General features: G+C 68.2%; 11 protein-coding genes. 2 read left to right on the top strand and 9 right to left on the bottom strand.

Annotated features, from left to right (window positions below; translation table 11 throughout):
* Positions 1 to 4 precede the first annotated feature (4 nt).
* From HWX07_RS03810 to HWX07_RS03825, 4 genes are all read right to left on the bottom strand, one after another.
* Entirely contained in the window at positions 5 to 910 is a 906-nt protein-coding gene (locus tag HWX07_RS03810; protein WP_175875233.1) for a metal-dependent hydrolase, read from the bottom strand.
* On the bottom strand, positions 907 to 1,836 hold the full coding sequence (locus HWX07_RS03815; RefSeq protein ID WP_011694774.1) for an SDR family oxidoreductase: 930 nt from the start codon (positions 1,834 to 1,836) through the stop codon (positions 907 to 909). Before HWX07_RS03815 ends, HWX07_RS03810 begins: the two co-directional genes overlap by 4 nt.
* Positions 1,837 to 1,856: 20 nt before the next feature.
* Positions 1,857 to 3,437: an NAD(P)/FAD-dependent oxidoreductase gene (locus tag HWX07_RS03820; RefSeq protein WP_175875234.1), complete on the bottom strand. Its 1,581-nt coding sequence runs from the start codon at positions 3,435 to 3,437 to the stop codon at positions 1,857 to 1,859.
* Between the two features lie 246 nt (positions 3,438 to 3,683).
* Positions 3,684 to 4,355, bottom strand: a complete 672-nt coding sequence (locus HWX07_RS03825; RefSeq protein WP_006478756.1) for a lysoplasmalogenase — start codon at positions 4,353 to 4,355, stop codon at positions 3,684 to 3,686.
* A 351-nt stretch (positions 4,356 to 4,706) separates the two neighbouring features.
* On the opposite strand from HWX07_RS03825, the gene speB reads away from it, so the two are divergent.
* Entirely contained in the window at positions 4,707 to 5,675 is a 969-nt protein-coding gene (speB, locus tag HWX07_RS03830) for an agmatinase (RefSeq protein WP_175875235.1), read from the top strand.
* A 79-nt stretch (positions 5,676 to 5,754) separates the two neighbouring features.
* Here the strand turns inward: speB and HWX07_RS03835 are convergent, their stop codons facing one another.
* From HWX07_RS03835 to HWX07_RS03850, 4 genes are all read right to left on the bottom strand, one after another.
* Positions 5,755 to 6,735 (bottom strand): sulfonate ABC transporter substrate-binding protein, encoded by a 981-nt coding sequence (locus HWX07_RS03835; protein ID WP_175875236.1) that lies wholly within the window; start codon positions 6,733 to 6,735, stop codon positions 5,755 to 5,757.
* Between the two features lie 123 nt (positions 6,736 to 6,858).
* Complete coding sequence (locus HWX07_RS03840; protein ID WP_175875237.1) at positions 6,859 to 7,707, bottom strand: MerR family transcriptional regulator; 849 nt, start codon at positions 7,705 to 7,707, stop codon at positions 6,859 to 6,861.
* 9 nt (positions 7,708 to 7,716) lie between these two features.
* Positions 7,717 to 8,277, bottom strand: a complete 561-nt coding sequence (locus HWX07_RS03845; RefSeq protein ID WP_175875238.1) for a GNAT family N-acetyltransferase — start codon at positions 8,275 to 8,277, stop codon at positions 7,717 to 7,719.
* Between the two features lie 89 nt (positions 8,278 to 8,366).
* Positions 8,367 to 9,239, bottom strand: a complete 873-nt coding sequence (locus HWX07_RS03850; protein ID WP_175875239.1) for a LysR family transcriptional regulator — start codon at positions 9,237 to 9,239, stop codon at positions 8,367 to 8,369.
* A gap of 131 nt (positions 9,240 to 9,370) precedes the next feature.
* On the opposite strand from HWX07_RS03850, the gene HWX07_RS03855 reads away from it, so the two are divergent.
* Positions 9,371 to 10,369 carry a quinone oxidoreductase gene (locus HWX07_RS03855; protein WP_175875240.1) on the top strand — a complete coding sequence of 333 codons (999 nt, stop codon included), beginning with the start codon at positions 9,371 to 9,373 and terminating at the stop codon, positions 10,367 to 10,369.
* A gap of 59 nt (positions 10,370 to 10,428) precedes the next feature.
* On the opposite strand, the gene HWX07_RS03860 is transcribed toward HWX07_RS03855, so the two are convergent.
* On the bottom strand, positions 10,429 to 11,943 hold the full coding sequence (locus tag HWX07_RS03860) for an MDR family MFS transporter (RefSeq protein ID WP_175875241.1): 1,515 nt from the start codon (positions 11,941 to 11,943) through the stop codon (positions 10,429 to 10,431).
* Between the last annotated feature and the right edge of the window lie 204 nt (positions 11,944 to 12,147).

The raw sequence follows: 12,147 nt of genomic DNA on the forward strand, positions 1-12,147 counted from the left end.
GGCGTCATGCCTGCGCAACCGAGTGCAGCGGCACGCGGCGCGGGGCGGCCTGCGCCGCATAGCGCGCGTTGGTCGCGTCGATGTTCTCGAGCAGCGTGTCGAGCTCCTGCAGATATTGATGGTTGTCGTGATCCCACGGGTGGAAGCCCGGGCGGAAGTAGTCGAGCCATTCGCGCGCGATGCTCGGGAACACGCCGGTCCTCGGGCTGTACAGATACTTCACGAGGCGCCACATGCCGCCGAACTTGCCGTGTTCGCGACGGTGCGCGCGCATCAGCCGCACATGGAAGTCGAACACGATCGTCCAGAAGAACACCGTCGTCGTCAGCATCGTGCCGGTACGCAGCAGGTAGCTGCCGAGGCCCGGCTTCATCACGGTGCGCCACACGTCGTACGACACCGCCTTGTGCTCGGTTTCCTCCATCGCATGCCACATCCACATCTGCTGGTAGCCCTCGACCGAGCCGTCGATCCGGTGTTCGTGGCCCGACAGCAACTGGTTCGCGAGGATCGCCGTGTAGTGCTCGAGCGCGATCGTGATCGCCAGCTGCATCGAGTGCGGCAGCACCTTCTTGAACCAGCCGAGGATCGTCCACAGGCGCTTGTCGAGCTTGTGCGCGGGCAGGCCGGACGCCTGCAGCAGGTCGTTGTACTCGATGTGCTCGCGCGTGTGCATCGCTTCCTGTCCGATGAAGCCGATCACCTGCTTCTTCAGTTCGGGGTCCTCGATCCGGTCGCGGTAGTTGCGTACCGAATCCATGAAGAAGCGCTCGCCGGCCGGGAACAGCAGCGACAGCGCATTCATGAAGTGCGTGACCGGCACACCCTGCACGTGCCAGTCCTTCGCGCGTTCGGGTGGCAGCGCGAAACGGATGTCGCGCCGCACGGGCATCATGTTCGGTGTCGTCATGATTGTTCTCCCTGATTGCCTGCATTGTTGTAGGTGGCGTGCACCGGGGCCGGCGCCGGCGTGCCGCGTGCGGCACGGCGGGCCTTCGCGGCCTCGCGGCGGGTCGCGAGCACGACGAGCGCCTGGTAGGCGGCCGGCAGGATGCGCGCCATCCAGTCCGCGCCCTTCGCGTCGCGGCCGATCAGCACGCGGCGCTTGTTCTTGCGCACGCCGGCGAGGATCGTGCGCGCGGCGTCGTCGGCGGTCGTGATGAAGAACTTCTCGAAGCTGTCCTTGCCTTGCTGTTCGCTCTCGACGATGAAGCCGACCATGTTCTTCGCGACGCGGCTCGACTGCGCGATGTTCGTGCGGATGCCGCCCGGATGCACGCAGGTGGCCGACACGCCGCACTTCATCATGTCCAGCTCCTGGCGCAGCGATTCGGTGAAGCCGCGCACCGCGAACTTGGTCGCGTTGTAGCCGCTCATGCCCGGCTGCGCGAAAATGCCGAAGATGCTCGACGTGTTGATCACGTGGCCGTCGCCCGATGCCTTCAGGTGCGGCAGGAACGCCTTCGTGCCGTGCACGACGCCCCAGAAGTTGATGTTCACGATCCACTCGAGATCGCTGTATTCCATGCCTTCGATCGTGCTCGACAGCGCGACGCCCGCATTGTTGAAGATCAGGTTGACCTTGCCGTGCTCTTTCGCGGTGTCGTCGGCCCACGCGAACATCGCGTCGCGATCGCCGACGTCGAGGACCCGCGTCGACACGCGCACGTTCGGCGCGATCGCGCGGACGATCCGTTCGGTTTCGGCGAGGCCGACGCCGTTCTTGTCGGCGAGCGACACATGGCAGCCTGCCTGCGCGAGCTGGATCGCGAGCGCGCGGCCCATGCCCGAGCCGGCACCCGTGATCGCGGCGACCTTGTTGGCGAAATCTCTCATGTCGTGGCTCCTTGTCTGGCTCAGACCGCTTCGGCGGACGTGGAAGCGGAAGCGGCCGGCGCGGCGGCGGGCCGCGCGGTCGTGTCGTGCGGTGCGCGATACGCGTGGTAATCGGCGATCGAGAAGTGCGCGGTGGCCTGGCGGAAGCGCCAGGTGAAGCCCGGCCACAGTGTCGTGTTCTTGCCGGTGCGCGGGTCGAGGTACCAGCTCTTGCAGCCGCCCGTCGACCAGATCGCCTTCTTCAGCTTGCCCTGCAGGTCGCTGTTGAACTGCGCCTCGACGAGCGGGCGCACCTCGATCGCCTCCGCGCGCTCGCGGCGCATCGCCTGCAGCGCGCCGAGGATGTATTCGATCTGCGACTCGATCATGAACACCATCGAGTTGTGGCCGAGACCCGTGTTCGGGCCGACGATCATGAAGAAGTTCGGGTAGCCGGGCAGCGTCGTGCCGAGATACGCGTGCGCGCCGTCGCGCCACGCATCGACGATGTCGAGGCCGCCGCGGCCGATGATCGCGCCGCGCGGATACGGGTCGGCCACCTGGAAGCCGGTGCCGTAGATCAGGCAGTCGACTTCATGGCGCTTGCCGTCGGTCGTCACGACCGCGTCGGCTTCGATATGGTCGATGCCGGTCGTGATCACGTCGACGTTCTTGCGCGACAGCGCCGGGTAGTAGTCGTTCGAGATCAGCACGCGCTTGCAGCCGAGCGTGTAGTTCGGCGTCACCACCTTGCGCAGCTCCGGGTCGGGAATCTGCTTGCGGATGTGGCGCAGCGCGAGCTTCTGCACGTTCTTCATCAGCGACGGATGGATCGCGAAGCCGAGCACGCGCGATTCGAGCATCCAGTAGATGCCGCTGCGCACGACCTTCTGCGTGAACGGCAGCGTGCGGAACAGCCATTTCTCGAAACCGCTCAGGTTACGGTCGGGCTTCGGCATGATCCACGGCGGCGTGCGCTGGAACAGTGTGAGTTCCTTCACGCGCGGCGCGATCTGCGGGACGAACTGGATCGCGCTCGCGCCGGTGCCGATCACCGCGACGCGCTTGCCTTCGAGCGGGTAGTCGTGATCCCACTGCTGCGAATGGAACGCACGGCCCTGGAAGTTTTCGACGCCGGGAATCGCCGGCAGCGCGGCGCGCGACAGGCCGCCCATTCCCGACACCAGCACGCGCGCGGACAGCCGCTTGCCGTTCGCGAACGTGAGGCGCCAGCGTTGCGCGGCTTCGTCGTACTCGGCGCGCTGCAGTTCGTGATTCAGCCGCAGGTGCGGGCCGACGCCGAAGCGCTGCACGCAGTCTTCGAGATACGCGCGGATCTCCGGCTGCGGCGCGAACATGCGCGTCCAGCGCGGGTTCGGCGCGAACGAGAACGAATAGACGTGCGATTGCACGTCGCATGCACACCCGGGGTAATGATTGTCGCGCCACGTGCCGCCGACCGACGCGGCCTTCTCGAGGACGACGAAGTCGGTCACGCCTGTCTGTTTCAGGCGGATCGCCATCCCGAGGCCGGCGAAGCCGGTGCCGATGATGGCGATGTCGATGGTTTCGTCCAGGCCGTCATGGCCGGGTGGACCGAAAGGCAACGTGCGAGCATTCATCCGGGTGTCTCCGATTTGGCTCATTTTTGAATGTTACATTGTTTGATGTAACGATAGTGGGTGAACCCGGAAACCGCAAGAGGGTAGAAGCGGCGCTCTAAGGGCCGGAAGCCAGACGGGAAAAGGCTGAGCGGGGTTTGGAACGGCCCGGTTTCCGCAATGCGGGATGGCCGGAGAAGGCCGTCGGCAGGGCGAGACGGGAAAGAAACGGGACCGCCGGCGTACGACGGTCCGTTTGAAACGGTATCAGGGACGGATCGAGCGGGCGGCCGTCTCATGGAAAACCCCGGCCACGATCGTGACCTGCGCGAGCGCGTAGAGGCCCCAGATCAGATAGTCGATGCCCGGAAAGCCGCCAAGGAAGCGGCCGACGCCGATCAGCGTGTCGGAGCCGACGAAGATCAGGCTGCCGACGGCGACCAGCGGGCCGCGCGTGCGGGCAGCGAGCGCAAAGCTCGCCATCACGCACAGCACGAGCATGTAGACGGCGACCGGCGCCAGCAGCTCGCCGAGGTGCGGGAAGAACGCCGCGTAGAACGCCGGCGCGGCGATCCACAGCCCGACGAGCGCGACGATGCGCCAGCCGTGCGGCCGCGCGCGCCACCGGAAGAAGATCGCGCAATAACACAGATGCGTGAGCAGGAATGCGCCGAGGCCGAGGACGAACGACAGCGGCCAGTCGGGCAGCGCGAGCAGCACGTCGCCGAGCACGGCGGTCGCGAGCGCCGCGCACAGCCACGCGCGTTCGCGCGGCGCGCCGCAGGTGCTGCCCGCCGCGAGCAGCAGGATGCCCATCGCGGCTTTCGCGGCGGCCTGGCCCGGATAGGGCGCGGCGGCGAGCGACAGTCCGTACAGCAACGCCGCGGCGATGGCGAGCGGCCAGAGCCGGCGGTAGGTAGCGGGAAGCGTGGCGATCAAGGCGGGTGTCTCCGGTTTGTTGCCGTCCGCGGTGGACGGCGCGCCGTCGAGGGCGCGGCTGCCGGCCATTATCCGGAAGAACGGATGCGCGAAAACCGGCGAATCCTTCTAGGAAACGACGGCGACGAGCCGCGATGCCGCCGCTGGTTTTTCCGTGCGTTGCCCCGGCTGAACCGGGGCAACGGCTGCGATTCGGCTTGCTATGATCGCCGCGGTATTGCCGTTGTCGATGTCCCGCCTGGCCGCGCGACCGGATGCGCGAGCCGGGGCGTGCCGATGAATCCATGCCGTGCCCGGCCCGCGCGCTGATGCGAAGGGTGGCGCCGGCTCCCCACGAAAACAGGTCCGACCATGACCGAACTTCTCCACGGCGACGGCGCGATCCGTCGCACGACGCCGTACGGTTCCTCGATCGAAAACACCTATGCGGGCGTGCTGTCGTTCATGCGCCGCAATTACTCGCGTGCGCTCGACGGCGTCGACGTCGCGATCTCCGGCGTGCCGCTCGACCTCGCGACGACCTATCGTTCCGGCGCGCGGCTCGGGCCGGCCGCGATCCGCGCGGCGAGCGTGCAGCTCGCGGAGCTCCATCCGTATCCGTGGGGCTTCGATCCGTTCGACGATCTCGCGGCCGTCGACTACGGCGACTGCTGGTTCGACGCGCACAATCCGCTGTCGATCAAGCCGGCGATCATCGAGCATGCGCGCACGATCCTGCGCTCGGGCGCGAAGATGCTGACGCTCGGCGGCGATCACTACATCACGTATCCGCTGCTGGTCGCGCACGCGGAGCGCTACGGCAAGCCGCTGTCGCTGATTCACTTCGACGCGCATTGCGATACGTGGGCCGATGACGATCCGGACAGCCTCAATCACGGGACGATGTTCTACAAGGCCGTGAAGGAAGGGCTGATCGATCCCGCGACGTCGGTGCAGGTCGGCATCCGCACGTGGAACGACGACTTTCTCGGGATCGAGCGGCTCGATGCCGCGTGGGTGCATGACCACGGTGCGCGGGCGGCGGTCGAGCGGATCGTCGAGATCGTCGGCGCGCGGCCTGCGTATCTGACCTTCGACATCGATTGCCTCGATCCGGCGTTCGCGCCGGGAACGGGGACGCCGGTGGCGGGAGGCTTGTCGTCAGCGCAGGCGCTGGCGATCGTGCGCTCGCTCGGGGCGGTGAATCTGGTCGGAGCGGATGTGGTGGAGGTGGCGCCCGCGTACGATCATGCGGACATCACGGCGATCGCGGCCGCGCATGTCGCTTGCGATCTGCTTTGTTTGTGGCGGCAGAAAAAGGTGGCGAACGCGTTGCGTTGAACGCGTGCCGCGCGGGACATGAAAGCGGCCGGCGGGGCATCGCGCCCGGCCGGCCCGCTGATGGATGGGGGCGCGAACGTTACTTCGCCGCCAGCGCGCTCGCAACGTTCTTGTCGACCCAGGCGTTGTCGGCCACGCTCAGCTTCTGCGGAATCAGCTTCGCCGCGTAGAACGCATCGGCCACACCTTGCTGCGCGGCGACGATGCGCTCGTCGAGCGGCACCGCACCGAACGGCACGCGCTTGATCCACGTCTCGACGAGCGCCTGCGGCAACCCGACCTTCGGCGCCAGCAGCGCGGCCGTGTCGGCCGGATGCCCATTCACCCACAGGCCCGTTTCGCGCGCCTGTTTCAGGATCGCGCCGACCACGTCGGGATGCTGTTGCGCGAAACTCCGCGTCGCCTCGTAGAAATTGTTGGTCGCCGCGAGCCCCGTGTAGTCGGACAGCGTGCGCACCTTCAGCGCGCTCTGCGCGGCCGCGTAGTACGGGTCCCAAACAGCCCACGCGTCGACGTTGCCGCTTTCGAACGCGGCGCGCGCGTCGGCCGGCGGGAGATACACCGGCTGGATTTCGTCATAGCGCACGCCGGCCTTCTTCAGCGCCTCGAGCAGCAGGTAGTTCGCGCTCGAGCCCTTCTGCAGCGCGACCTTCTTGCCGCGCAGGCCGGCCACCGTCCGGATCGGCGAATCGGCCTTTACGAACACGGCCTCGTTGTGCGGCGCCGGCGGTTCCGCGCCGACATAGACGAACTGCACGCCGGCCGCCTGCGCGAACACGGGTGGCGGCGCGCCCGTGTAGCCGAAGTCGATGCTGTTCGCGTTCAGTGCTTCGAGCAGTTGCGGGCCGGCCGGGAATTCGAACCATTGGACGCCATAGCCGAGCGGCTTGAGCCGCGCTTCGAGCGCGCCCTGCGCCTTGACGACCGACAGCAGGCCGGCCTTTTGATAACCGATGCGCACGATCTTGTCGGCGCCGCCTTGCGCGAACGCCGACGCGGCGGACAAGGCAACCAGCGAGACGGCGGCGGCGCGGGTGATCCAGCGGGTGAAACGAATCATCGAATGAACTCCATGCGAGGCATCTTCGGAGAGCGGCCGGTGCCGCTCGGTTGGAAGAATCGTCGCATGGGCGATCGTGCCCGCAAACGAAGCATTGCCGATATGGATATGACGGCGTCGGCCCTATGCTTTGTCGTCGTGGCCTGCCGGATCGGACGTATCCGGCGCGCCGGACTGCCGCGCGGCTTCGTCGCTGAGCTTCTTGTCGAGGATCGTCGCGACCCGGCCGCCGAGATACGCGCTGGCCGCGGTTTCGAGCGCGCGGTTCGTCTCGCCTTCGACGAACACGGCCGCGAGCGGGCGCAGCCGCCAGATCGCGTCGACCAGTTCGGGCACGTCGGTGGCCGGCGGCAGCGTACCGGCGTCGTAGCGGTCGAGCCGCTTCACGACGAGATCGACGAGCAGCCGCGCGATCGCGTCGAAATGCGGCCGCGCGAGGCTGATCACGTCGAGAAGCTCGCGCGGCGGAATTCCCTCCTTCGTCATCGCGGCCGCCGCCTCGAGCAGCGCGGGGCTTTTCGCGACGAACGACAGGCCGCGCCGTTCGAGCAGACCGAGCTCGGTCACGCGAGACAGTTGCGTGGTCGCTTGCGCACCGAACATCTGCGCGAGTTGCGCGAGCGAGTAGGTTTTCGGCAGCTCGTGCGACCAGCGGCCGCCGATCGCGTTCTCGAGGCCGAGGATCGAGCGCAGGTCGTGGCCTTCGTCGATCGCCTTGATCAGGTCCTGGATGTTCGACAGCGTGTAGCCGCGCGCGAGCAGATGATTGATCAGCTTCAGGCGCGCGACGTGCGTGTCGTCGTAGATGCCGACGCGCCCGCGTTTCTCCGGCGGCGCCAGCAGCCCGCGATCCTGGTAGGCGCGGACGTTGCGCACGGTGGTGTCGGACACGCGCGCGAGCTCGTCGACCGTGTACTCGTTGCGGGAATCCGGCGTGGCCTCGTCGGGCGTGGAATGAGTCTGTTTTGACATGCGGCCATTCTAGCGCGCGGCGGCAGGCTCGGGCGAGGCGGGGCGCGTATTCGCGCCGTCGCCGAGCGGGCGCTGCAGCAGCGCCGTGTCGATCCAGCGGCCGTGCTTGAAGCCGACCGCTTTCAGCAGGCCGGCCGGTTCGAAGCCGAACGCGCGATGCAGCGACGTCGAGCCGCCGGTGCCGCCGTCGGCGATCACCGCGATCATCTGCCGCCATGGGCCGCCTTCGCAGCGCGCGATCAGCGCCTCGAGCAGCGCGCGGCCGATGCCGCGGCCGCGCTGCGCCTCGTCGATGTAGATCGAATCCTCGATCGCGAAGCGGTACGCGCTGCGCGTGCGGTAGGGCGTCGCGTACGCGTAGCCGGCCACGCGGCCGTCGCATTCGGCGACCAGATACGGCAGCCCGTGGTTGAGCACCGCGTCGCGGCGTGCGCGCAGTTCGGCGACGTCGGGCGGCGTTTCCTCGAACGACGCGACGCTGTGGTGAACGTGGTGTGCATAGATCGCGTGGATCGCATCGAGGTCGGCGTCGGTCGCGTCACGCACGACGCAGGTGGGAGCGGTAGACATGGCGGCAGGGCGGGCGAAGTCAAAACGCTACTATGCCGGCCGCCGACGCGCGTGGCAAAGCCGTTTGCGGTTTCGGCGAGTTCGGCGGCTTACAGCCGGCCGTCCGCCGCATGAACCGCATCGGCGATCACGTCGGCGACGCGCTGCACGCGCGGCGAGCGGCGCACGTCCGGATGAACGACGAGCCAGATTTCGCGCTCGATGTCGCAACGCGGCGCGGCCGTCAGCTCGACGAGCGGTGCGCCGGCATGCGCGGCCGGATCGTCGACGAGAAACCGCGGCAGCAGCGCGACGCCGGCCCCGGCGGCGCACGCGCGATGCTGCGCGGCGAGGTCGTTGGCGACGAATGCAAAGCGGCGCCCGGCCGCGACGCGTTCGAGCCATTGCTGCTGCGGCGTTTGCGCGAGCGCGTCGTCGTAGCCGACGAACGGCCAGGTGTCGGGCGGCGCGTCCGCCCATTCCGGTGCCGCGCACAGCGCGAAGCGCATCGTGCCGAGCCGGCGCGCGGCGAGCCCCGGTTCGCTCGGCCGCGACAGCCGCACCGCGAGATCGGCTTCGCGCGCATACAGGTTGGCCGCATGCATCTCGCCCATCAGGTCGATCCGCAGCGCCGGCCACGCGCGCTGCGCACGGGCCAGGCGCGGCGCGAGGAAATGGCTGGCGAACACTGGCGACGCCGATACGCGCACCACGCCGTCGAGCGCGGCCGCCCCTTGCGCGGCGCGCGCGAACGCATGCGCGTCGGCTTCGAGGCGCGCGGCGTGCTCGGCGAGGTGCAGCCCTTCGTCGGTCGCCGGCCAGCCGCGCGGCAGCCGGTCGAACAGCCGGATTCCCAGTGCCGATTCCAGCGCGTCGATGCGCCGCGCGACCGTCGAATGCTGGACTTGCAGCGCTCGCGCGGCGGCCGACAGGCTGCCGCCGCGCATCACCGCCAGAAAGTAGCGGATGTCGTCCCAGCTCATCGGCGGCGCGGGTATGTTGGCAGAATCGTGATCGGTCGAATTTTGCACAGTAGATGGGCGCTCAGCGTGAATTCCGTTCGATTATGCACGATGAGATCATCGTGTCACTTCATTCGATAGCGAGGAACGTCATGCCCCCAACTGCCAACGCCATCCGGATCGGGATCGACCGTTACGGCGATGCCGGCGTGCTGCGCCGCGTCGATGCGCCCGTCGGGTTACCCGGGACCGGCGAAGTGCGGATTCGCCAGACCGCGATCGGCGTGAATTTCGTCGACATCTATTTCAGGACGGGCGCGCACAAGTTGCCCGCGCTGCCGGACGCGCTCGGCGTCGAGGCGGCCGGCGTGATCGACGCGGTCGGGCCGGGCGTGACGGAGTTCGTGCCCGGTCAGCGTGTCGCTTATGCCGGCATGCCGACCGGCAGCTATGCGAGCCTGCGCACGATGCCGGCCGAGCGCGTGCTGCCGATTCCCGACGGGCTGAGCGACGAAGCCGCCGCCGCCGGGCTGCTGAAGGGGATCACCGTCTACATGTTGCTGCATCGCGTGCGGCTGGTCGGCGCCGGTGATACGGTGCTCGTGCACGCGGCGGCCGGCGGCGTCGGGCTGCTCGCGACGCAGTGGGCGCGTGCGCTCGGCGCGCGGGTGATCGGCACGGTCGGATCGGCCGCGAAAGCCGCGCTCGTGCGCATGCACGGCGCCGAAGCGGTGGTCGATTATCGCGAGGAGGATTTCGTTGCTGCCGCGCGGGCGTTCGGCGGCGGCGCGGGCGTCGACTACGCGATCGACGGAATCGGCGGCGACGTGCTGACCCGTACGCTCGGGGCGATTCGTCCATTCGGCATGGTCGCGAGCATCGGGCAGGTGGCGGCGATCGGCGCACGGCAGACGTTCGATCTCGACGAGTTGGGCCCGGCCCGTTCGATCGCGCTTGCTCGACCGAGCGTGCTCGGTTTCATCGCGCGCGACGTCGGCGCCTATCGGGACGCCGCGCGTGCGACGCTCGACCGGCTGGCGGGCGGCATGCACGTCGAGATCGGCGCGCGGCTGCCGCTCGAACAGGCGGCCGATGCGCACCGGTTGCTGGAGTCGCGCGCGACGACGGGCGGTGTCGTGCTGCTGGCGTGACGACGGGCGCGGGTTGCTCACGACGCGGCTCGACGGTCGCGTCGCGAGCCGCCCGCCGCTCAGTGGTGCTTGCGCAGCGGCGCATCCTCGACGAACCACGCGAGCACGAACGCGATCGCGATGACCGTCGCGGCCGACAGATACACGACGTGCAGCGAGCCGGCGAACGCATGTAGATACGCGTCGCGCACGGCATCCGGCAACTGATGCACGGCGGCCGGGCCGAGCGCGGGCGGCAATTCCGTGCCGGCCGGCAGCGCATGCGTCATCCGCGACTGCAGCCCGTGCGAGAACAGCGCGCCGAACGCGGCGACGCCGAGCGAGCCGCCGATCGAGCGGAACAGCGTCGCGCCCGACGTCGCCACCCCCATGTGCCGGAATTCGACCGTGTTCTGCACGGCGAGCGTCAGCACGGGCATCACCATCCCGAGGCCGATCCCGAGCAGCGCCATGTACGCGTACATCGTGGGCAGCGGCGTGTCGAGCGTCAGCGTCGACAGCAGCGCCATCGCGACGCCGCCGGTCAGCGTCCCCGCGATCGGGAACATTCGGTACGAGCCGAGCCGCGAGATCAGCCGTCCGCTTGCGATCGACGTGACGAGCATCCCGCCCATCATCGGCAGCAACTGCATGCCGGCCTGCGACGGCGTCGAGCCCTTCACGACCTGCAGGTAGAGCGGGATGAACGTGACCGAGCCGAACAGCGCGATGCCGACCACGAAGCCGATCAGGCTGACCAGCACGAAGGTGCGGTGGCGAAACAGGTCGAGCGGCATGATCGGCTCGGCCGCCAAGCGCTCTTCATAAATGAAGCCGCCGATCGCGACGAGGCCGAGCACGAGCGTCATCCACAGCTGCGGCGACGTCCACGGCAGCAGCGAGCCGCCTTCGCTCGTGAACAGGATCACGCAGGTGAGGGCGGTCGCGAGGAACGCGGCGCCCATGTAGTCGATCCGGTGCTTCACGTGCGCGGTGTGCGGCCGGAACGCCATGCCGATCACCGCGAGCGCGAGCAGGCCGAGCGGCAGGTTGATCGTGAAGATCCAGCGCCACGACAGGTGTTCGACCAGGAAGCCGCCGAGCAGCGGCCCGACGATCGTCGCGAGGCCGTAGACGCCGCCGAACATCCCCTGGTAGCGCGCCCGGCGATCGGGCGGGACCAGATCGCCGATCGCGGCCATCGTGACGACCATCAGGCCGCCGCCGCCGAGCCCCTGCAGCGCGCGCAGCACGATCAGCTGCGTCATGTCCTGCGCGACGCCGCACAGCGCGGAGCCGGCGAGGAACAGCACGATCGCCGCCTGCAGCACGATCTTGCGGCCGTACAGGTCGCCGAGCTTGCCGTACAGCGGCAGCACGACGGTGGACGACAGCAGGTACGCGGTGACGACCCACGACAACTGGTCGAGCCCGCCGAGTTCGCCGACGATCGTCGGCAGCGCGGTCGACACAATCGTCTGGTCGAGCGCGGACAGCAGCATGACGAGCAGCAGCGCGGCGACGATCAGCCCGGTCGGCGCGTCGCGGCGGGCCGCGTCGGCGGCCGGCGGAGTGAGGAGGGTGTCAGGGGTCATCGAGATATCTGCCATGGCAGGGAATTGGGTCGAAATATAGCCGTGAATGATTGACTAGTCAATTTCTGCCCAGCCTTGATATGTTGCAGTCGTAACGGGAGATTGCCGCCGGAAAAATTGACCACGATCAGCCGCAAGGCAGGGCCGGACTCAAGTTTTTTGCAGGCAAACCGTAATAGAGAGGGCCGCGGACCGATTGCCGCG

Origin of the sequence: Burkholderia sp. BCC0097 (assembly GCF_902832985.1) — a bacterium.
In the GTDB taxonomy this organism is placed as follows: domain Bacteria; phylum Pseudomonadota; class Gammaproteobacteria; order Burkholderiales; family Burkholderiaceae; genus Burkholderia; species Burkholderia orbicola.